Here is a 20,711-nt window from a genome sequence, read left to right on the forward strand (position 1 = left end):
GAGAGCGTGAACGACCCATCACGTTTGGGCTAGACCCGTTATCTTCTCGTGATAATAGAAGGGATGGATTATGGGTGATTTCAGGCGGTTTTCAGCCCTTCAGGTGCGTGGTGAAGGAGAACCGGTCGCCCCGGTACAGGGTGCGCACGCGCTCCAGCGGCTGTCCGCCGGTGTCCCGGGACACGCGGTGGATCAGCAGCATCGGAAGGGCGGGCGGGGTGCCGATGAGCAGGGCCTCGCGGGGGGTGGCCAGCACGGTCTCGATGCGTTCGTCGGCGTCGCCGAACTCGATGCCCTGATCCTTCAGATAGGCGTAGAAGGAGGAGTCGGGGTCGAAGCGGGAGTCGAGGTCGGGGACCCGGTCGACGGCGACGTAGGTGCTCTCCAGGCCGACCCGCTCGTCGTCGGCGAGCAGCACGCGCTCCAGGTGCCAGACGGGTTCGCCCCGGGTCAGCCCGGTCTCGGCGGCGAGGGGCTCCGGGCACGGGAAGCGGTCGAGGGTGACGAGCGTACGGCCGGGTGTACGGCCCTGCCGGCGTACGCCCTCGGTGTAGCTGGCGAGGGACAGCGGCTGGGCCAGCTTGGGCCCGGCGACGACGGTTCCCCGGCCGCGCCGCTGCAGGCGCCCCTCCAGCACCAGCTCCCGCACGGCCTGCCGCACGGTCTCGCGGGCGACGTCGTACCGCTCGGCGAGATCGCGCTCGGTGGGGATGAGGCCGCCCTCCCCCAGCTCCTCCAGCAGTCCGGCGATGCGCGCCTTGACCGCGTAGTACTTCGGGATGCGCCCGTGCTCGGGGATGCCGGAGCGGACGGGGGCGCCGGGGGCCTGGTCGTTCGGGTAGTCCACGCAGGGATCGTCGCAGACGGGGGCGGGCCGGTCCTACGGCGGCCCGCGCCTCAGCGGCGTCGGCGGGCCAGGAGGAACGCGCCCGCGCCGACGGAGAGGAGGGCGGCGCCCGCCGCGAGCAGCCCGTGTGCGAGCCCGAGCCCGGTGCGGGCGAGCTCCCGGGCCCGCTCTCCGGCTTCCTCCGCCTCGGCCGCGAAGGGGAGGGAGGGGTCGTCGAAGTCGTGGGGGTCTCCGAAGTCGTGGGGGTCTCCGAAGTCGTCGGGGTCGTCGAGTCCGTCGGGGTCGCCGGTGCTGCTCGGGGTGGCCGTGGGCGTGCCGGACGGGGTGGTCGCCGTCGGCTCCGGGTCCCCCGGACCTCGCGAATCCTGTGGAGCCACGGACTCGTCCGGCTCGTCCCCGATGCCGAAGCGGTAGTCGTTGGACTCCCCGATCCAGTCGCCGTCCTCGCCCCGGCGCTGGACGACGGCCGCCTTGACGGTGATGTCGTCGGGTACGGCGTCGGAGGTGAGCGAGAGCCTGACCTTGACGCTGACGGTCGCGCCGGGCGCCACGGTGAACCCGTCGAACCCCGTGCCGTCCAGTACGCCGACCAGTTCCTGCTCGTCGGTGCTCTCGAAGGTGACGGGCCGGGCGCGGGAGCCGTCGTAGAAGTCCAGCTTGGGCTGGGACGGCTTCAGGGTGCGTTTGTCGTCGACGAGGACGACGACGGGGTGGACCTCGGTGCAGGTGCGGCCGGTGGTGTTGGTGAGGTCGATGTACCAGGTGCCGAAGCCACCGCCCGCCTCGTAGGAGGCGGGCCCGCCGTGGATCCGGGTGGTCACCGGAAAGGCACGGCCGCCGGGTGCCGCGCAGGAGGAGGACGCGTCCGCGTGCGCGGCAGCCGACGACACGGGCACGAGAGCGACGGCCGCGGCGAGACAGAAGGGCAGGGACGTGCACAGTCGCATGAACACATGACCATGCCGGGTGGGGAGCGCGGGCACGGTGTGCCGCTCCGGGGTGGTCGGCAAGTCCGCTCGATCGGCCGACGGGCTAGACGGAGGCCACGACCTGGCCGGACATGACCTGGGGAGGGTTGGGGAGCAGCGACGCGAGGTGGTCGCGCACGAAGACCGCCGCCCTTCTGATCGACTCGTCGGCCCCCGCCTCGTCCTGGAAGACGCTGGTCGAGACCATGACCCCGCCGCCGGCGTCGACCCAGTAGTAGGCGAGGAGGCCGGGGATGTCACGGATGAGCGGCACGAATCCCTCGTTCACCTGGCGGCCGGCCTCGGCCGGATCGGTGACCCCTTCGTACCGTCTGACGGCTGCGTACACGCTGTTCTCCTCACGAGTCCGGGGCATCTCCGTGCGCAGAGGCCGTACCCGTGCGACGCGCGCTCCGCTCGCGACTCGTCCGGCAATCACCTGAAGGGGCAGGCGAGTGGTCCGGACGGTGCACCCCCGGCCCGGTCGCCCGCCCGGCCCGGCCACCCGCCCGGACCGGCGGACCGCCCGCCCGGGTCAGCCGTCCGCCCGCCCGAACAGCGGCGCCAGCAGGAGCTGCGCCGCGCCCTCCGCGACGACCCGCTCCCCTCGTGGAACGACCCGCACGGGGACCGTCCCGCCGGGCACACCCTCCCGCCGGGCCCGTGCGTCGAGCATCTCGGCGACCCCGCGCACGAACGGCTCCGGCGCTGCGGAGACCGTCCGCCCGCCGAGCAGCACCAGGTCGATGTCCAGCAGCCCCACCAGGTTCCCGGCCCCGACCCCCAGCACCCGCGCGGCCTGCGCCACCTCTCCCCGCGCCACGGCCCCCAGGCACAGCACCTCCACGCAGCCCCGGTTCCCGCACTCGCACGGCGGTCCGTCCAGCTGCAGCACCTGGTGCCCGAACTCCCCGGCTCCGGTCCGCGCCCCTCGGTGCACGCTGCCGCCGATCACCAGGCCGGCACCCAGGCCCGTACCGAGATGCAGATAGGCGAAGGACCCGCCCTCGCCGTCCACCGAGAGCCCGAGCGCCGCCGCGTTGGTGTCCTTGTCCACCACGACCGGCACCCCGAGCCGCTCGGCCAGCGCGTCCCGCAGCGGGAATCCGTCCCACTCGGGAAACCCGGTGACCCGGTGCAGCACGCCGCGCGCGTGATCGAGCGGCCCGGGGAGAGCGACCCCCACACCGAGCAGCGACCCGACGGCGGGAAGTCCTCCGCCGGCGCCGCCCAGGACCTCCCCGACCAGCCCGGTCACCGCGTCGGCGACCACCCCCAGCACGGCCTCCGCCCCGGCCCCGAGGTCCACGCTCCGGCGCCGCTCCCCGACCACCGCCCCGTCGAGATCCACCAGCACGGCCCGCAGCTCGTCGCGGTCCAGATGCACCCCCACCGCATGCCCGGCGTCCGGCACCAGCCGCAGCACGGTGCGCGGCTTGCCCCCGGTGGACGCCCGGCGCCCGGCCTCCGCCGCGAACCCCTCCTCGCGCAGCCGTGCGGTGATCTTGCTGACGGCCTGCGGGGTCAGCCCGGTCCGCTCGGCCAGCTCCAGACGGCTGATGCCCTCCGCCCCCGCCGCGCGCAGCAGATCCAGCACCAGCGCGGTGTTGTGACTGCGCACGGCCAGCAGGTTCGCTCCCACCGGCCCGCCGCTCTTCGTCCTGTTCACGCCACCATTCTCCCCTCCGCTTGCACTTTGGCAACAGCGTTGCGAAAGTAGGATGCATGACTGGTACCCCCCTCCGCGTCGGCCTGGTCGGCTACGGCCTCGCAGGCTCCGTCTTCCACGCCCCGCTGATCGCCGCCACCGAGGGCCTCGCCCTGGACACGGTGGTCACCTCGTACCCCGAGCGGCAGCAGCAGGCCCAGGCCGAGTTCCCGGGCGTCCGCGTCGTCAGCACCCCCGACGAGCTGTTCGACCGCGCCGACGAGCTGGACCTGATCGTCGTCGCCTCGCCGAACAAGACGCACGTCCCGCTCGCCACCACCGCCCTCGAGGCGGGCCTGCCGGTGGTCGTGGACAAGCCGGTGGCGGGTACGGCGGCCGAGGCGCGCGAGCTGGCAGCCCTCGCCGAGGAGCGCGGCCTGCTGCTCTCGGTCTTCCAGAACCGCCGCTGGGACAGCGACTTCCTGACCCTGCGCCAGCTGCTGGAGAAGGGTGAACTCGGCGACGTCTGGCGCTTCGAGTCCCGCTTCGAGCGCTGGCGCCCGCAGCCGAAGGGCGGCTGGCGCGAGTCCGGCGACCCGGCAGAGATCGGAGGTCTGCTCTACGACCTCGGCAGCCATGTCGTCGACCAGGCCCTGGTCCTGTTCGGTCCGGTCACCGAGGTGTACGCCGAGACCGACGTCCGCCGCCCCGGAGCCGAGACGGACGACGACACCTTCATCGCGCTCACCCACGAGAACGGCACCCGCTCCCACCTCTACGTCTCCGCCACCACGGCCCAGCTCGGCCCGCGCTTCCGGGTCCTCGGCTCGCAGGCGGGCTTCGTGAAGTACGGCCTGGACCCGCAGGAGGCGGCGCTCAGGGAAGGCCTGCGGCCGGGCCCCGCCTGGGGCGCCGAACCCGAGTCCCTGTGGGGCCGCATCGGCTCCGGCGAGTCCCCGCTCACCGGCGGCGGCCGCCCCGTACCGGGCGTCCCCGGCGACTACCCGGCCTACTACGCGGCCGTGGCCGCGGCCCTGACCGGCGCCGGACGCAACCCGGTGACCGCCCTCGAGGCGGCCGCCGCACTCGACGTGCTGGAAGCCGCCCGGCGCTCCGCCCGCGACAAGGTGACGGTGACCCTCTGATGCACCACCCGAAGATCACCCCGAAGTTCGCCCCCGAGATCACCCCGAGCGTCGAGGAGCTGGAGGCGCAGGAACGCCGCCTGGTCTTCCGCCGGTTCACCCACGACGACGCGTGGGCCCTCGGCTCCCTCCTGGTCGAGCTGGCCAGGGAGCGCCAGGCGCCGGTGGCCATCGACATCCACCGCACCGGCCAGCAGCTCTTCCACGCAGCCCTGCCCGGTTCCGCGCCCGACAACGACGCCTGGATCGACCGCAAGCGCCGGGTGACGGAGCGCTACGGCGCCTCCTCCTACCTGGTCGGCGCCCGCTTCCGCGCCAAGGGCACGACGTTCGAGGAGTCCTCCCGGCTGGACCCGGACACCTACGCGGCCCACGGCGGCTCGTTCCCGATCCATGTCGAGGACGTGGGCGTCATCGGCACGGTGACCGTGTCCGGCCTGCCCCAACTGCAGGACCACCGCTTCGTGGTGGAGGTTCTGGAGCAGTTCCTGGGCGAATAGCCCGTGCGTGGGATTACCGCGCGGCTCCCTCCGGTTGGCACCGACGTGCACGACGATCACGGCACGACACCCACCCGGAGGGAACGGACCCGATGAGCGAGTCGACGAGCAGCGCGCGCTCCGTCAAGGAGTCGATCGGCCGGTACGGCGTCTGGAGCGTGGGGCTCCGCTCGGAGGACCCGGCCCGGCGCGGCGACATCGCCGAGGCCGCGGCGGAACTGGAACAACTCGGGTACGGCACGGCCTGGCTGGGCGGCAGCAGCGCCGTCCGGCATGCCACCCCGCTCCTGGAAGCGACGTCGCGGCTGGTCGTCGGCACGAGCATCCAGAGCATCTGGCAGTACGAGGCCGACGCGAGCGCGGCCGCCTTCGCCGAGGTGGAACAGGCCCACACCGGCCGCTTCCTGCTCGGCCTCGGCGTGAGCCACGCCAAGCTCGCGGACCAGTACCGCCGCCCGTACTCGGCGCTGGTCGCCTACCTGGACGCCCTGGACGCGGCCGGCGTCCCGGCCGGGCACCGGGTCCTGGCGGCCCTCGGCCCGAAGACCCTGGAGCTGTCCCGGGACCGGGCAGCGGGCGCGATCCCCTACCTCGTCACCCCCGAGCACACCGCTCAGGCCCGCGAGATCCTGGGCGAAGAGCCGCTGCTGGCCCCCGAGTTCGGGGTCGTCCTGGAGACCGACCCGGCCCGCGCCCGCGAACTGGCCCGCGAGCACCTCACCCTGTACCTCGCGCTCCCCAACTACACCAACAGCTTCCTGCGCATCGGCTTCACCGAGGACGACCTGACCGCCGGTGGCAGCGACCGTCTGGTCGACGCGCTCTACGCGTGGGGGGACGAGAACCGGATCCGGGAGCGGATCAACGCGTTCCACGAGGCGGGCGCGGACCATGTGGCGATCCAGGTGGTCGACGGGGGTTCGCGCGACGCGCTGCCGCGCGAGGCATGGCGCAGGCTGGCGTCCGTGCTGGACTGAACTCGGTCGGCGTGCCTCAGATCGTGTCCTGACCGCCGCCCTGCTCCGGGCAGTCGCGCAGCAGCTTCCCGATCTGCTCGGCGCGGTCGGTGCCCGGGGGCAGTCGGCGCATGCGCCGTCGGAGCAGGCCTCTCGTCTCCTCGTCGAGTGCCTCGCAGTGCCCCCGGAGCACCTCGCGCAGCGCCTTGAGCGCCCAGTACTCGTTGAACGGCTTGTCCTCGGACACCGCCGCCCGGGCGAGCGGGCCCACCCACGCCGGGTCCGGATTGGCGTAGAGGTATGTGGCGGCGGTCAGTCGCAAGCCGCTGTCGCTGCTGCGCAGACGGCTCTCGACGTCGAAGTCCCGGGCGTCTCGCAGCAGACCGACCATCTCGTCCGCCACCTCGGACATCGCACGCGTCCGCCCCCGCCCGCTGGACATGGTCCACCGGATCTCGTTGTACCGCGCCGCCAGCCGATCGACCGGGTCGGCCGGCGTCGGCGCGGCGGGCAGGCCGCCCGGCTGCGCTCTGTTGAGCGCCTCCCGCACCCCGTCGGCCAGGTCGCCGGCCGCCTCCTGATGCCTGGCTTCGATCTCCCGCGTCTCGCGGATGGCCTCCTGCGCCGTACTCCGGGCCTCCTCCACCTGGCGCTTCAGGGTGATGCCGAATCCGGAGATCTCGGAGAAGAAGACACCCAGCAGCACCAGGATCACGAGGCCGAGGACGACCATCGGAGGATCCGTCATCTGCGGGTGCCGGCAGACCGTGACGACGTTCCCGTTCGAAGCCATCTGCTGGTCGCACACGTCGGTGGTGAAGAACAGAACGATGGCCGCGCCCGCAGCGAGTGCCACCAGCACGGCCGCCGCCCACTGGAACGGCCTGACTCCTCTCCGACCGGTCGTCGAGGTCTCATCAGCTCCCGTCGCGGCCATCCCCCACCCTTCGGCACTGCCGGCAACGGCGCCATGCTTGCCCGCGGGAGTGTCGCTTGGCAAGCACGACGCCCCGGTGCCTCAGGCGTCCTTGAACTCCTGCCGCTGCCGGCCGAGTCCGTCGATCTCCAGCTCCACCACGTCCCCGGCCCGCAGGAAAGGCTTCGGCTCGGGCTGCCCGAGCGCGACGCCCGCCGGCGTACCGGTGTTGATGACGTCGCCGGGGTACAGGGTCATGAACTGGCTGACGTAGCGGACGACTTCACCCACGGGGAAGATCTGGTCGGCGGTGGTCCCGTCCTGCTTCAGCTCCCCGTTGACCCACAGCCGCAGCGGCAGGGCCTGCGGGTCGGCGATCTCGTCGGCGGTCACCAGCCACGGCCCCAGCGGGTTGAACGTCTCGCAGTTCTTCCCCTTGTCCCAGGTCCCGCCCCGCTCGATCTGGAACTCCCGCTCGGACACGTCGTGCGCCACCGCGTACCCGGCGACATGCGCGAGCCCCTCCTCGGCCGACTCCAGGTAGCGGCCCGTACGTCCGACGACCACGGCCAGCTCCACCTCCCAGTCGGTCTTGGTGGACCGGCGCGGCACGAGCACGGTGTCGTTCGGACCGACGACCGTGTCCGCGGCCTTGAAGAAGATCACGGGCTCGGCGGGCGGCTCGGCCCCCGTCTCGCGGGCGTGGTCGTGGTAGTTGAGCCCGATGCACACGACCTTGCCGATCCGGCCGAGCGGGGGCCCGATCCTGAGACCCTCCGCGTCCAGCGCGGGCAGCTCACCGGCCTCCGCCGCCGCCCGTACCCGGCCGAGTGCGCCGGCGTCCGCGAGCAGCGCCCCGTCGATGTCGTCCACGATCCCCGACAGATCCCGCAGGGTCCCCTCGGCGTCGAGCAGCGCGGGGCGCTCAGCCCCTGCCGTACCGACTCGCAGCAGCTTCATGGTCACAATCTCCCTCGATCGCGAGCGCCCGCCAATGGGTGCAGCCATCGGAGGACTGGTCGATCCTCCAATCCGGTTGTCCAGTCCGCAAGACCCTGTTCACGGACTGGACCGTAACCACACCCCTGCCGAGGAGGCGGCCCCGCACTCCGGGTGAGCCGGACCGGTCGCTCCGGTAGAGCCGGCTCAGCGGTAGAGCGCGGCCCGCTCCACCGCGCTCCACGTCGTGCTGGTGACGACGTACAGCGCGGCCGCGAGCGGCATCACCGCCACGGTGACGAGCGTGAAGAAGGACATGAACGGCATGACCTTGTTGACCGCGCCGAGCCCCGGCACCTGCGCGCCCTCACCGGCGGTGACCGTGACCGGGTTCTTGGCCGTCATCAGCTTCGTGCGCCGGTAGTTGAAGGCGGCGACGGCCGCGACGAGGGCGAAGAGCGCGAGGTAGACGAGTCCGGCCGCCCCGAAGACCCCGCCGCCCGAGAGGGCGTCGGCCCAGCGTCCGCCGAGCGGCGCGGCGAACAGCGAGTGGGTCAGCAGCGTGTTGGTCTCGCCGCCGATCGAGGTGTTGGAGAACAGGTGGTAGAGGAGGAAGAAGGCGGGCAGCTGGAGCAGGCTGGGCAGGCAGCCGGAGAGCGGCGAGACCTTCTCCTCGGCGTGCAGTTCCAGCACCGCCTTCTGCAGCCGCTCGGAGTCCTTCGCGTGCTCCTTGCGCAGCTCGGCGATTCTCGGCTGCAGCTCGGCCCGGGCACGCTGGCCGCGGGCGGCGGCCCGGGACAGGGGATGCACGAGCAGCCGTACGAGCGCGGTGAACAGGACGATCGCGGCAGCTGCCGCGGAGGCGTGGAAGAGCGGCTGGAGCAGGTCGGCGAGCTGCTCGACCAGGTGGGCGAAAACGGACATGAACGCGGACATGGCGGGACCCTCCGTGCAGGGGTGTGTCGTCGTGCCGGGGTGACCGGAGATGGCATGGCGGCATGACGACCCGCGCGGGGACAGGGGGTGACCGGGTTCGGCTGGGGCCGGGCTTGACCGGATTGACCGGGCTCGGCGGAAGCCGGGTGTGCGACCGGGTTCAGTGGCGCCCTACGCGCAGATCGTCGCGAGGGCGTGTCCGGGTGCCCGGGGCCGGCGGCGGCCCGAGGCGTCGGGGTCGCGCTGGGGAAGGAAGGCCGTACGGCGGGCCCGGTCGCGTATCGCCGTACGGACCCGGGTGGGCGGGACGGCGGGTGCGCAGCGGGCGGCGACGAGCGAGCTCGCGGCGAGCGCGGAACCGGCGGCGGCGGTCGCGGCGAGCGCGACGGTGGTGGAGAGGCTGCCGGTGTCGAGGAGCGCGGCCTGGAGCAGGAGCAGATTCACCAGAACGAGCAGCAGGGCGACGGGACGCGCGCCGACGAAACGACTGCGATCCACTTCCTCCCCCTCCGCCGACCTGCTGTTTCTGCTCACTTCCGGTTATACAGGATCGATCTCCAGGGGCTCCAGGAGCCTCTTCGGCTCGAGCAGTGCCCTGCTGACCGGATCCGCCGGGTCGGGATCGAGTCCCGGGCCCGGCACCATGACAACGTCCGCGACGGGTACGACGGTTCCGCATGCGGGACATTCGTCGTACGTGCCGATTTCGGTGCCGCACTCCGCGTGCCGGAAGGACCGCAGACGGCTCGCCTGGAAGTTCTCGCGGCCCCACAGCCCGAGGGCCCGCAGCGTCGGCCACAGCGCGATACCGCGCTCGGTGACGACGTACTCGTAGCGCGGCGGCGACTCCTGGTACCGGCGCCTGTCGAGCACCCCCTCCTCGGTGAGCGTCTTCAGCCGGGCCGACAGGACCGCGCGCGGGATGCCGAGGTGGACGAGGAAGTCGTTGTAGCGCCGGACGCCGTAGATCGCGTCGCGGACGACGAGGAGCGTCCACCGCTCGCCGACGACCTCGAGCGCGCGGGCGATCGCGCATTCCTGCGTCGCGTAGTCCTTGCCCAGTGCCATGACGTCCACCTTAGCCACTTTCCGACATGTTGGTTCAGTGACCGAACCTCCGGTGCTACGGTACATCCATGTCTAGGTTCAATGAACGAACTCTGGTCGCGCGCCCCACGGCCGCGCGACCGGACACCCACCCCCCGGCACCCGCGCACCACCCCCGGGCGACCCTGGCTCTGACCAGCGCCGCGACCGGCGTGGCCCTGATGACGTACACGGCGCCCGCGGTCTCCCTCCCGGACACCGCGGCCGCGCTGCACACCCCTCTCTCTGCCCAGGCCTGGCTCCTGAACGGCACACCGCTGGGCCTCGCGGCCCTGCTCCTGGTGGCCGGCAGCCTGGCCGACGACTACGGCCGCCGCCGCGTCTTCCTCGCCGGCACCCTGGCCCTGGGCCTCACCACCGCGCTGAGCGGGCTGACCACGTCCACCTGGGCCTTCACCCTGACCCGGGTCGCGCAGGGCGCGGCGAGCGCGGCGATCCTGGCCAGCAGCCTGGGCCTGCTCGTGACCGCCTTCCCGAGCCCGCGCGGCCGGCTGCACGCGACCGGCGTGTGGGGTGCCTTCGTGAGCGGTGGCATCGCCGTCGGCCCGCTGGTCTCGGGCGCGATACCCGACTGGCGGCTGGCCTACGTCGTCCTCGGCGCGGCCACGCTGGTCGTGGCGGGCCTGGCGCTCGGCCGGCTCTCCGAGTCCCGGGCGCCGAGGGGCGGGCGCCCCGACGTGCTCGGCGCCCTCACCTTCGGGCCGGCGCTGGTGGCCCTGGTGGCCGCGCTGACGCTGGGCCGGGACGGGTGGCTGCGGGCGCCGGTCGGCCTGCTGCTGGCGGCGGCCGTGGTGCTGCTCGGGCTGTTCGCCCTGGTGGAGACCCGCGTGGCGAAGACCCCGATGATCGACCTGGGCCTGCTGCGCCGCCCCCGCTTCCTGGCCTCTTCCGCCGGCGGCCTGTTCACCGGGCTGACCGTGATCGGCCTGTTCAGTTTCCTGCCCGCCCTGTTGCAGCAGGCCATGGGCATGTCCGCGATGGACACGGCGTGGCTGTTCCTGCTCTGGTCCGGCGTCTCCTTCACCGTCGCGCTGCAGGCCAAGCGGCTGGCGGGGCGGGTGGCACCGCGCCGGCAGCTGGCGGCCGGCTTCCTGCTCCACGCCATCGGCGCGCTGACGATGCTGGGCGCGATCGGCTCGGGCTCCTGGACGCGGCTCCTGCCCGGACTCGTGCTCGGCGGCGTGGGCAGCGGCCTCCTAAACGCCGCCCTGCCGCTCCTTGCGGTGGAGTCGGTACCGGTCGCCCGGGCTGCCATGGGCTCCGGCGCCCAGCAGACGTTCCGCTACATAGGCTCCTGCGCGGGCGTGGCCCTGACCATCGCCCTCGTCACATCGTCGGGCGGCGGCCCGGCGCGCGGCGCGGACGTGGCGATGGTGGTGTCGGCGGGCCTGGCCGCACTCGGTGCCGTGGCCGTGGGCGTGCTGCGGGAGCGGGGGTGAACCGGCTCGGTCCTGCTACCCCCTGGGCCGCATCGACACCAGCTTCCCCCAGACCACCATCCGGTAGCGCGAGGTGAACTCCGGGGTGCAGGTGGTCAGGGTGATGTAGTAGCCCGGCTGGTCGTACCCGTAGGACGGCCGGACGAGCGACCGCGGCACGGGCCGTACGACCCCGGAGTCCCGGGAGGACGTCTGCGGAAGGATCTTGTCGACGGCGTATGTGTACGTGGCCGCCTCCGTCTCCACCTGCAGGATGTCCTCGGGCCGGAGCCTCGGCAGGTACCGGAAGGGCTCGCCGTGGGTGTTCCGGTGCCCGGCGAGCGCGAAGTTCCCCGCCTGGCCGGGCTGCTGGGTGCCCGGGTAGTGGCCGACGTACCCCTTGTTGAGGACGTCCGGCTTGCTCACGCCTTCGGCGACGGGGACACGCAGATGCAGCCTCGGGACGGTGAGGACGGCGTACGCCTGGGAACGGCGGGGCGTGCCCGAGACGAGGACGGGGGTGTACGACCGCTGCCGCGCACGTCCGGGAGCCCTCGTGGCCGCCGGCGCCGGCGCCGACGCGGAGGGCGCGTCACCCGGAGCGGGGCTGCCGCTCCCCCACTCCTTCTCCAGGGCGGCGACCTTCCGCTCGGCCCCCTGCCGCGCCTCCCTGTTGGTCCACCACAACTGGTGTACGACAAGCAGCATGAGCACGGCCCCGACGGTGACGAGCACCTCGCCGCCACCCCACAGCCCCCGCCGCCACCTGGCACGCCTGCGCCGATCACGGTGCTGCACGACACGCATCCGCACACCCGCCTCCCAGGAGCCGCCCGCACGATAGGGCGAGCCGGGTGAACTCACCAGAGCCGTAAGGCCTCTTGCCGCTGACGTCAGCTTCCTCCACCGGTTTTAGAAAGGGCTGTCACAACCCTCGACAACCTCACGCGGCACACCCGATGCTTCCTGTTGGCATGCGGGTTCACGTTCGGCCTGTCTCGGTTCACGACGGTGACGGGCGGGACGGGCGGTCCGGTCCCCCGCTGGAACACGGTGACCACCGGCGGCGGGGGGACCTCTACGCCTCCCACTCGGACACGAACCTGTCCGGCAGGACCGTGGCCGTCCCCTTCGCGGCGAAGTCGGTGCAGACGCTGCAGGTCGACGGGGTCACCGTGCAGCCCCGAGGCTCAGCGCCCCGGGCGGGAGCGAGTCCTGGTACGCGTTCCACGGGCGGGGCACCTTCTTGACCGTACGGGCGTCGAGCGCGACCGGCGCGGACCTGGTACCCAGCTTCCCGCCCGGGTGCCAGGTCCCGGTGACCGTCACCCAGGTGTTGGCGGAGAGCGCGGGACGGCCGTAGATCCGCACCTTCACGGACTGGGCGTCCGCGGCACAGCAGTTGAGGATGACCCGGGTCAGGTCCCAGCTCCCGCCCGGCCCTCCGGGTGTCACGAACCCGGTCATCAGGATGCTGCGCCCCTTGACGTCCTGGTCGTCCCGGTCCTGCTGCACCCGGCTGGTGAAGTCGGAGAGGGTCATGGGGACGGGCGAGGTGGCGGGGAGCGGATCGAAGTCGCTCTCCTCGGCGATGACCTTGGGAGGCTGCCGGGAGGCGGTGTAGGCGCCGAGGGCGGGAGGCGCGTAGAAGAGCAGGCTGAGCGCCGGGAGAAGGAGCAGCCAGGCGACGCGGGGCAGGCCTGAGTGATCGTGCCCGTGCCCACCGTGCCCCTCCTCTTCCTCCTTCTCCTCCTTCTGCCTGTCGAGCACGGCGCCGGCCAGGCCCAGCAGGAGCAGCACCGCCCCGGAGGCGATCAGCAGGGGCCGCATCCCCTCCTTGACGTACCTCAGGTACAGGTCGGTGAAGAGGGAGACGTGCAGCAGCCCGAGCCCGCAGAGCACGAGCAGGAGCGGCTGGAGGAATCGCTTCACAGCAGCACCCCGCCGATCACCGAGCTGCACGCGACGGCCACGACGACGGTGGCGGCGGAGAACCGTACGGCGAAGGCCCGCCCGAAGGTGCCGGCCTGCAGGGCGATGAGCTTCAGGTCGACCATGGGACCCACCACCATGAACGCCAGCCGTGCGACCGGCGGGAACCCGGTCAGCGAGGCGGCCAGAAAGGCATCCGCCTCGGAACACACGGCGAGCAGCACGGCCAGACCTGCCAGGAAGAGCACGGACAGCCAGGGCGCCCCGGCGAAGGTGTCGAGGACGGAGCGGGGAACGGCGACGTTGAAGGTGGCGGCCGCCATGGCCCCGAGGACGAGAAACCCGCCGGCATGCAGGAAGTCGTGCTGGAACCCGAGCCGGAACTCGTTCCACCGGCTGTGCCCCTCCTGGTGCCCGGTGTGCCGTACGGAGGGCCGCAGCCACTCCTCCCGCCCGAACCTCAGCCAGAGCCACCCCATGACGACGGCGGCGGTGAGCGAGGCGAGCAGGCGGGCCAGCACCATGGCCGGGTTCCCGGGGAACGCGATGGCGGTGGCGGTGAGCACGACCGGATTGATGGCCGGGGCGGACAGCAGGAAGGCGAAGGCCGCGGCGGGTGCGACCCCACGCCCGATCAGACTGCTCGCGACCGGCACGGAGGCACACTCGCACCCGGGCAGGACGGCCCCGGCGACACCGGCGACCGGTACGGCGAGCACGGGCCGCCGCGGCAGCACCCGGGTGAACACCCGCTCCGGCACGAATGCGTTGATCGCCCCGGACAGGGCCGTGCCGAGCAGCAGGAAGGGCAGGGCCTGCACCGTGACGGCCAGACACACCGTCCGCCAGGCCTGCACGGCGGGGGCGTCCCCCCAGCGCCCCAGGAGAACCACGACCGTGCCGGGCACGACGGCTGATCCGATCAGCAGAAGCGGCCAGTACCGGGCCCGCTCCTGCCTCGCGTCTCGGTCTCCCGCACCGTCCGCCACGGCGCCGGCCGGCGCCTGCTCCTCGGCGACCAGGGCGCCTGTGTTCTCCATGCCGACTCCGCTTGTCGATGTCAGCGTCGACGATAGCGGCCCATATCGCCCCTCACGCCATCTCCCGCGCGCCCGGCCCCACTTCCCACCTCCCCTTTCTCACCTCTTTCCCTCCCCTTTGCGCCTCACGTTTGTCACCACCCGGCAGTACGGTGTCACCCATGCGCCCCGACACGTCTGCCGAGAATGTCGACCACACCGCCGAGGCGGCACGCCTGGAGCGGACCGCCGGCCTGTACCCCGAGGACGCCGAGGCCCTGCTGCTACGCGCCGCGGCCCACCTCGAACTGTCAGGCGACCGCCCAGCCGCGACGACGCTCTACGACCGCCTGCTGTCCGATCCCGCTCCGCTGGAGAACCCCCACCTGGTGCGGGCCCTGAAGGCGTCGAACCTCTGGGAGTACGACCACGAGGCAGAGGCAAGGGCGATCATCGACGGAATCCGGGCGTCGGCGCCCCGCGACCCGGCCCCCTGGGTGATCGTGGCCGAGTCCCTGGAGGCGCACGACGAGCTGCAGGCGGCGGCGGAGACCTTCACGGAGGCGGCGACCCTGCTGCTGACGGACGGCTCGGAGCCCCCCTACTCGACCCACCCGCTGCTCTTCGGCCGCCACCGCGTACGCAGGATGCTGGGCATGGACCACGACGACTGGGACACCCTGGCGGACACCCTCCACTCGTCCCCGGTCTCCTCGGTCTCCCTGGACGAACTCCACGACCCGAAGCGCGTGTGGTCCCTCGGCTCGGACAACCCCGCGGAACTGGAGGCCGAGATCTCCCGCCTGCGGGCGGAGCTGGGCGCGTACCGCGAGGCGCTGTCCCGGCCCTTCCCGGTGGCCGTGCTGCACTGGCCGTCCGACGAACTGGGCGAACTGCTCTCGGCGTACCCGGACCTGGCCGACGAGTACCCCTCCCACCCCGAGCACCTCACGACCATAGAGACCTCCCTGAGGGAGCTGGCGGGTTCCGGCACCCCGAACCTCGGCATCGTCACGGGCACGGTCCCGTCGTACGAGGCGTTCGCGGCGTCGGAGGGGTCGTCGCCTGGGGATGTGACGTTGCTGCCGCAGTATGCGACGACTTTGGCTGCGCGGGGGCGGGCTGTGGTTTGGCCGCCGCAGAGGGGGGCGGAGTGTTGGTGTGGGTCGGCTCAGGGGTATGGGGGGTGTCACGGGGCGTGATGCCGTGCCCCCGGCATCGGCCTGGGCCCACGATGCAGCCCCCAGGGGCTGACTGGCTCAGGCCTCCACGGCGAGATTCCAGGCAACAGCCTCGGATGATCCCGCCCAGTCTCCATCTGCAGTGCGCCAGATCGAGGCAATGCCGTGGTCCTCAAGGTATTCGGCGTACTGCCCAATACCTTCAGTGAAGAGCGCAATGAGGTGGGGCTTCGGTTCACCGCGCTTCTCATGCCAGTAGTAGCTGTACTCCAGGAGCTGAGCCACGGCTTCGCGGACGGCCTTGGTGACGTTCCCCTTCATCACCGCCTTCCCTTCAACCAGCCACGTGCGCGACTCGTTGGCAACACGTCGGCGCAGGACCAGGTCTCTGGGGTACATGTCTCGGGTGATCGGGGTGTATCCGCGGGTGACGACGTGGAGTCCAAAGTCGTGGATGAGCTCTTCGTGCGGACGCTCCCTGCGGTGCTGACCTCCCTCGATGCGGACGAAATAGTCGCTGCTGTCGTTGGGGTGGAATCCATCCAGGGGATCATCAGCAGGGACATGTCCCTCGTTCGCGTACACGAAGGGCTCATCATCCGGGGTGGTCGTCTGCAGCCAGATGCGCTGGCTCGCAGCAGCATCACGAAGCAGTAGGGATGCAGTGCGAAGGTCCTCGGCGAGGACCTTCTCTGCAGGCAGGTTGGCCGTTTCGTAGCGTCGGGCCGCCACGCTCCCTGCCTCGTATGCGCGAGGTCGGTCCTGCCGCGCGCCGAAGGACGGTGCGTACGTCCACTGGACCGCCAATTCCGGTTGGATTCCGGCCCGCAGATGCTTCGCTCGGCGCTTCAGCTCACGCCTCAGAGCAGCCGGCTTGTACTCATCGGACAGCTTCGTCACGCCCTGCTGCAAGGTGAGCGTCACAGCAGTGAGGTCCGCGTCGAAGATGTAGGCGAGGTACAGCCCCTCCTGGGGCTCCTTGTTAATCTCCGGGTCGAACACCCCGATCCAAGGAGTACTGGCTGCCGTCGTTTGCCCACCATGTCCTGAGGCAACGAAGCCAGAGGGCCACGGGAGGTCGGCCCTGCCCTTTACCTCCCTGAGAAGGTCCTGAGCCGTAACGCCCTTGGACGTACCACCCTTGGCGTCGTAGGTCTTCGCAATGTGTATGAGCAGGTCGCGTAGAGGCACATTCGAAAGTTAACTCGAATCGATCATTTAATCCCACGAATAAGATCGCCATCCATAGATGCAGTGGCCAAATCTGATCGATCTCGGGCCCTGTCAGTGCCCCCTGGTAGAACATCTTCATCGTCCATCGACATGCTCAGCGGGGGTACAAGCCGATGTCTCAGAGCCACCACGACTCAGCTACCCCGTCCGACGGACTGTACGAGCAGCTCATCACCTCGCGCTTCGAGCAGCAGTTGAAGGAGCTTGACGGCCTTGGCTGGCACCCTGTGAGCGACACGGTCGGGTCGGATTCAGTGCCGCACGTACTGGCTCGGCATGTCGCAGGCACTGTTCGGCGTGTACTGCAGAATCTTCCGGCCGAGGAACGGGTCTACGCAGCCAACCACATCCTCGAGTCCATAAGCACGCTGGAGGGTGCACAAGGGTGGGTGGACCTCGTCGCTGACGGCCCTCGCCAACTCCTCGCGCTCACACGGCAGGAGGCTCCAGGAGTCTTTGCCGTACGGCCCGGCATCCCGCTCTCTGAAACTGCGCTCATCACCAATGCGCCCGAAGACCCGAGCCTCGGCTTCGAGTTGCGCGCCGAACTTGCCACCGCTGACCGCGTTGACCTGCTCTGCGCCTTCGTGAAGTGGCACGGCTTGCGGATCATCGAGCAGTCGCTGAGGGCGGCCCATGAGCGAGGGGTGCCGATACGAGTGATCACGACGACCTACATCGGAGCAACCGAACGGCGCGCGTTGGACCGCTTGGTGGAGGAGTTCAACGCCCAGGTCAAGGTCAACTACGAAACCCGGTCGACGCGGTTGCACGCCAAGGCGTGGCTGTTCCGCCGTAACAGCGGCTACGACACCGCCTATGTCGGCAGTTCCAACCTGTCCAAAGCTGCGCTCCTGGACGGCTTGGAGTGGAACGTACGGCTGTCCTCCGTCGCGACACCGGACGTACTGCGCAAGTTCGAGGCCACCTTCGAGGCCTACTGGAGTGATCCGTCATTCGAGACATACGACCCCGAGGCCGACGGCGACCGTCTCCAGGAAGCGTTGACGATCGCGGGCGGCACATCGTCGGCTACCGCCGCCGAACGCAGGATCACACTGTCCGGCCTGGAAGTGAGGCCGTATCCGCACCAGCGCGACATGTTGGAGCGACTGGAGGTCGAGCGGGGGGTGCACGGCAGGCACCAGAATCTGCTCGTCGCTGCGACCGGTACTGGCAAGACCGTCATGGCGGCGCTCGACTACAAGCAGCTACGCAGGAAGCACGGCCGTGACCTGCGTCTCCTGTTCGTCGCTCACCGCAAGGAGATCCTGCAGCAGTCGCTTCGGACCTACCAAGACGTCTTGGTAGACCCCAACTTCGGCGAGTCTCTCCACAGCGGTGAGATCCCGGAGCGCTGGACGCATGTGTTCGCCAGCGTGCAGTCCCTGAACGCACGGGCCCTCGACAAGCTGGCTTCTGATCACTTCGACGTAATCGTCATCGACGAGTTCCACCACGGGACGTCACCGACCTACCGGAAGATCCTCGATCACTTCAAGCCGCTGGAGCTGCTGGGGCTCACTGCGACGCCTGAGCGCATGGACGGCAAGAACATCCAGGACGAGTTCTTCGACGGCCGGATCGCTGCCGAGATGCGACTGTGGGAGGCGCTGGAGAACGATCTCCTGAGCCCCTTCCACTACTTCGGCATCAGCGACAACACCGACCTCAGTACGGTGGAGTGGAAGCGAGGGGCGTATGACCCAAGCGCGCTGAGCAACAAGCTGTCGGGGGACACGAGGCGTGCAGAGCTGGTCGTAAAGGCTGTCCAGGACAAGGTCGCTGAGCCGGGCGCTATGAGAGCGCTGGGCTTCTGCGTATCGGTGAGGCACGCAGAATTCATGGCGAAGTACTTCTGTACGGCCGGCCTCCGTGCCGTCGCCCTGTCCGGCGAGACTCCCGCAGACGAGCGCAAGCAGGCGCTGGCAGACCTGAGGTCAGGGGCCCTGCAGGTGATCTTCTCGGTCGACCTCTTCAACGAGGGGCTCGACATCCCTGACGTAGACACACTGCTCCTACTCCGCCCAACCTCCAGTGCCACGGTGTTCCTGCAGCAGCTCGGCCGGGGGTTGCGTCGATCGGACGACAAGGCCGTACTCACCGTGCTCGACTTCATCGGGCAGCACCGCAAGGAATTCCGCTTCGAGAACCCGTTCCGGGCGCTCACCAACCTGACTCGCAAGCGCCTGCTGGACAACATTGAGCACGGCTTCCCCCAGCTACCGTCCGGCTGCCAGATCATCCTTGAAGAGAAGGCGAAGAGGATCATCATCGCCAACATCAAGGAGCAGATCGGCGTCAACGTCACAGCGCTGGCCCGCGAGGTAGCTGACTACGCCCAGCCAACGCTCAGCCGCTACCTGAACGAGAGCGGCCGCGAGCTCAAGGAGCTCTACCGCGGCAACGGCAAATCCTGGACCGGGCTACTCCGCCGCTCTGGGCTCCTCAAGGGCGACGCGCCCGAAGGTGAAGCAGCGCTTCTCAGGCGCGTCTCTTCCTTCCTCCATGTGGACGATCCTCTGCGCGTGGCCGCCTACACCCGGATGCTGGAAGACGACGCTCCTACCTACGGAGAACTCGACGAGCAGGGGCAGGCGTACGCCCGCATGCTCTTCTTCCAGCTCTGGCCACTCGGCGGCATCACACGAAAGGGATTTGCACACTACGACGCGGGCTTCGCGACGCTACGCAAGCAGCACGCGATGCGGAGTGAGCTGCGTCAGGTACTCACGCACAACCTCGCCCAGACCGAACACGTTCCCATCCCGCTCCTGGGAGTTGGCGGCCACGCCGGCATCCCCCTGACGGTGCACGCGTCCTACACCCGCGAGGAGATCCTGCCCGCGCTTGGCCAATCAGCCGTAGGTGGCTTTATGCCGGGGGACTTCCGCGAGGGGGTGAAGTGGTGCGAATCAATCAAGACCGACGCCCTACTGATCACCCTGGACAAGGACGAGAAGGACTTCTCACCACAGACCCGCTACCACGACTACGCACTGAGCGAGACCCTCTTCCACTGGGAGTCCCAGAACCAGACTTCGGATACCTCCCCCACCGGCCTGCGCTATCAGCAGCATGCCGCCGAGGGCAGCCATGTGCTGCTCTTTGTCCGCCGTTACAAGAGCACAGATGTCGGCGGTGCACAGCCATGGATGCTGCTGGGTCCGGCCGAGTACGTGGAGCACACCGGGAGCAAGCCGATGGCGATCACATGGAAGCTGAAGCACGAGATCCCGGCGGACGTCTGGACGTACTCGGCGATCGCAGCTGGGTGACATGTCACGGCAACTCGCTCACGCCATCGAACTCGGCCTCGAAGTGCATCTGGGCGCGATCCAAAGCCTCATCTGCATCGCAACCATGCGCTCGGAGCCAGTGAAGTAGATCGGCAATCACATCAATGGCCGTCTCTTTCGCCACGGCCACGCTCAGCACACTCGGGACCGTCGCCTGCGGAAGTCGCGTGGCCCCGAGGAGCCCGAGCAGAGACTCGACTCTGGTGACGCGCGCACCACCACAATGCCCGGTCGCGGAGGATAACCCAGTGGCCAACTCGCACCAGGTCACCTTGCGATCCGCTCGAAGTTGGACACCCCAGCGATCAGCCAGTCCATCCACGAGCGCCACGCCCCGACCGCCCTCGGAGTCGAGGCCGGCTTCAAGGAGAGTCGGGAGAGCGCGCGTGTCGGGGTCGTGGATCTCGATGCGCAAGAAGGTGCCGTTCATCGAGACCGCAAGAGTGGTCGGAGTGCCCTGCCCAACATGTCTGATCACGTTGGAAACGAGCTCACTCACGCAGAGCTGCGCCCCCTCAGCGAGATGATGCAGCCCCCAGCCCCCCAGATGGATTCGTAGAAGACGACGCAGAACAGCCACCTCTTCGGGTTCCGCGAGAAACGGCAGGGCCCATGGCTTCCTTGGGATGCTCGTCAGACAGTGCATGCTCAACCCCTCCATCGATTC

The 20,711-nt window shown here is 70.1% G+C and carries 20 protein-coding genes and 1 pseudogene; 7 read left to right on the forward strand and 14 right to left on the reverse strand.

Features of this window, described 5'->3' with window-relative positions; genetic code table 11:
* Positions 1 to 91 precede the first annotated feature (91 nt).
* The 4 genes from AC07DS_RS31910 to AC07DS_RS31925 all read right to left on the reverse strand — a co-directional run bounded on the left by AC07DS_RS31910 (position 92) and on the right by AC07DS_RS31925 (position 3,484).
* The gene (locus tag AC07DS_RS31910) at positions 92 to 847 is read right to left on the reverse strand and encodes a GntR family transcriptional regulator (RefSeq protein WP_479150914.1); all 756 of its coding nucleotides are present in this window, start codon (positions 845 to 847) and stop codon (positions 92 to 94) included.
* A gap of 50 nt (positions 848 to 897) precedes the next feature.
* Positions 898 to 1,857, reverse strand: a complete 960-nt coding sequence (locus AC07DS_RS31915) for a hypothetical protein (RefSeq protein WP_479150916.1) — start codon at positions 1,855 to 1,857, stop codon at positions 898 to 900.
* Between the two features lie 22 nt (positions 1,858 to 1,879).
* Positions 1,880 to 2,164, reverse strand: coding sequence for a hypothetical protein (locus AC07DS_RS31920; RefSeq protein WP_479150918.1), 285 nt, complete (start codon positions 2,162 to 2,164; stop codon positions 1,880 to 1,882).
* A 186-nt stretch (positions 2,165 to 2,350) separates the two neighbouring features.
* Entirely contained in the window at positions 2,351 to 3,484 is a 1,134-nt protein-coding gene (locus AC07DS_RS31925; protein WP_479150920.1) for an ROK family transcriptional regulator, read from the reverse strand.
* 56 nt (positions 3,485 to 3,540) lie between these two features.
* Here AC07DS_RS31925 and AC07DS_RS31930 point away from each other — a divergent pair, with 56 nt between their 5' ends.
* From AC07DS_RS31930 to AC07DS_RS31940, 3 genes are all read left to right on the forward strand, one after another.
* A complete protein-coding gene (locus AC07DS_RS31930; RefSeq protein ID WP_479150922.1) occupies positions 3,541 to 4,608 on the forward strand; it encodes a Gfo/Idh/MocA family protein in 1,068 nt (355 codons plus the stop codon).
* On the forward strand, positions 4,608 to 5,108 hold the full coding sequence (locus AC07DS_RS31935) for a heme-degrading domain-containing protein (protein WP_479150924.1): 501 nt from the start codon (positions 4,608 to 4,610) through the stop codon (positions 5,106 to 5,108). The genes AC07DS_RS31930 and AC07DS_RS31935 overlap by 1 nt, the downstream gene beginning before the upstream one ends.
* 92 nt (positions 5,109 to 5,200) lie before the next feature.
* Positions 5,201 to 6,085: an LLM class F420-dependent oxidoreductase gene (locus AC07DS_RS31940; protein WP_479150926.1), complete on the forward strand. Its 885-nt coding sequence runs from the start codon at positions 5,201 to 5,203 to the stop codon at positions 6,083 to 6,085.
* A gap of 16 nt (positions 6,086 to 6,101) precedes the next feature.
* Here AC07DS_RS31940 and AC07DS_RS31945 read toward each other — a convergent pair whose 3' ends face one another.
* The 5 genes from AC07DS_RS31945 to AC07DS_RS31965 all read right to left on the reverse strand — a co-directional run bounded on the left by AC07DS_RS31945 (position 6,102) and on the right by AC07DS_RS31965 (position 9,923).
* Positions 6,102 to 7,001, reverse strand: coding sequence for a hypothetical protein (locus AC07DS_RS31945; RefSeq protein ID WP_479150928.1), 900 nt, complete (start codon positions 6,999 to 7,001; stop codon positions 6,102 to 6,104).
* Positions 7,002 to 7,082: 81 nt separating this feature from the next.
* On the reverse strand, positions 7,083 to 7,940 hold the full coding sequence (locus AC07DS_RS31950; protein ID WP_479150930.1) for a fumarylacetoacetate hydrolase family protein: 858 nt from the start codon (positions 7,938 to 7,940) through the stop codon (positions 7,083 to 7,085).
* A 186-nt stretch (positions 7,941 to 8,126) separates the two neighbouring features.
* On the reverse strand, positions 8,127 to 8,843 hold the full coding sequence (locus AC07DS_RS31955) for a YidC/Oxa1 family membrane protein insertase (RefSeq protein WP_479151031.1): 717 nt from the start codon (positions 8,841 to 8,843) through the stop codon (positions 8,127 to 8,129).
* Between the two features lie 183 nt (positions 8,844 to 9,026).
* On the reverse strand, positions 9,027 to 9,353 hold the full coding sequence (locus AC07DS_RS31960; RefSeq protein ID WP_479150932.1) for a DUF6412 domain-containing protein: 327 nt from the start codon (positions 9,351 to 9,353) through the stop codon (positions 9,027 to 9,029).
* 42 nt (positions 9,354 to 9,395) lie between these two features.
* Positions 9,396 to 9,923, reverse strand: coding sequence for a winged helix-turn-helix transcriptional regulator (locus AC07DS_RS31965; protein ID WP_479150933.1), 528 nt, complete (start codon positions 9,921 to 9,923; stop codon positions 9,396 to 9,398).
* A gap of 68 nt (positions 9,924 to 9,991) precedes the next feature.
* On the opposite strand from AC07DS_RS31965, the gene AC07DS_RS31970 reads away from it, so the two are divergent.
* The gene (locus tag AC07DS_RS31970) at positions 9,992 to 11,401 is read left to right on the forward strand and encodes an MFS transporter (protein ID WP_479150935.1); all 1,410 of its coding nucleotides are present in this window, start codon (positions 9,992 to 9,994) and stop codon (positions 11,399 to 11,401) included.
* Between the two features lie 15 nt (positions 11,402 to 11,416).
* Here the strand turns inward: AC07DS_RS31970 and AC07DS_RS31975 are convergent, their stop codons facing one another.
* A complete protein-coding gene (locus AC07DS_RS31975; RefSeq protein ID WP_479150937.1) occupies positions 11,417 to 12,187 on the reverse strand; it encodes a class E sortase in 771 nt (256 codons plus the stop codon).
* Positions 12,188 to 12,364: 177 nt separating this feature from the next.
* Between AC07DS_RS31975 and AC07DS_RS31980 the strand changes: the two are divergent.
* Positions 12,365 to 12,558: pseudogene (locus tag AC07DS_RS31980) on the forward strand (beta-1,6-galactanase); the annotation flags it as partial.
* Here AC07DS_RS31980 and AC07DS_RS31985 read toward each other — a convergent pair.
* Positions 12,551 to 13,312, reverse strand: a complete 762-nt coding sequence (locus AC07DS_RS31985) for a TIGR03943 family putative permease subunit (protein WP_479150939.1) — start codon at positions 13,310 to 13,312, stop codon at positions 12,551 to 12,553. The pseudogene AC07DS_RS31980 and the gene AC07DS_RS31985 overlap by 8 nt on opposite strands.
* Positions 13,309 to 14,352: a permease gene (locus AC07DS_RS31990; protein ID WP_479150941.1), complete on the reverse strand. Its 1,044-nt coding sequence runs from the start codon at positions 14,350 to 14,352 to the stop codon at positions 13,309 to 13,311. Before AC07DS_RS31990 ends, AC07DS_RS31985 begins: the two co-directional genes overlap by 4 nt.
* Before the next feature lie 161 nt (positions 14,353 to 14,513).
* On the opposite strand from AC07DS_RS31990, the gene AC07DS_RS31995 reads away from it, so the two are divergent.
* On the forward strand, positions 14,514 to 15,533 hold the full coding sequence (locus AC07DS_RS31995) for a hypothetical protein (protein WP_479150943.1): 1,020 nt from the start codon (positions 14,514 to 14,516) through the stop codon (positions 15,531 to 15,533).
* Between the two features lie 57 nt (positions 15,534 to 15,590).
* On the opposite strand, the gene AC07DS_RS32000 is transcribed toward AC07DS_RS31995, so the two are convergent.
* On the reverse strand, positions 15,591 to 16,703 hold the full coding sequence (locus tag AC07DS_RS32000) for an MrcB family domain-containing protein (RefSeq protein ID WP_479150945.1): 1,113 nt from the start codon (positions 16,701 to 16,703) through the stop codon (positions 15,591 to 15,593).
* A gap of 155 nt (positions 16,704 to 16,858) precedes the next feature.
* Between AC07DS_RS32000 and AC07DS_RS32005 the strand changes: the two genes are divergently transcribed.
* A complete protein-coding gene (locus tag AC07DS_RS32005; protein WP_479150947.1) occupies positions 16,859 to 20,023 on the forward strand; it encodes a DEAD/DEAH box helicase in 3,165 nt (1,054 codons plus the stop codon).
* A gap of 4 nt (positions 20,024 to 20,027) precedes the next feature.
* Here the strand turns inward: AC07DS_RS32005 and AC07DS_RS32010 are convergent, their stop codons facing one another.
* Positions 20,028 to 20,690, reverse strand: coding sequence for an ATP-binding protein (locus AC07DS_RS32010; RefSeq protein WP_479150949.1), 663 nt, complete (start codon positions 20,688 to 20,690; stop codon positions 20,028 to 20,030).
* Positions 20,691 to 20,711: the final 21 nt, after the last annotated feature.

Source organism: Streptomyces sp. NPDC044064, from assembly GCF_056434245.1.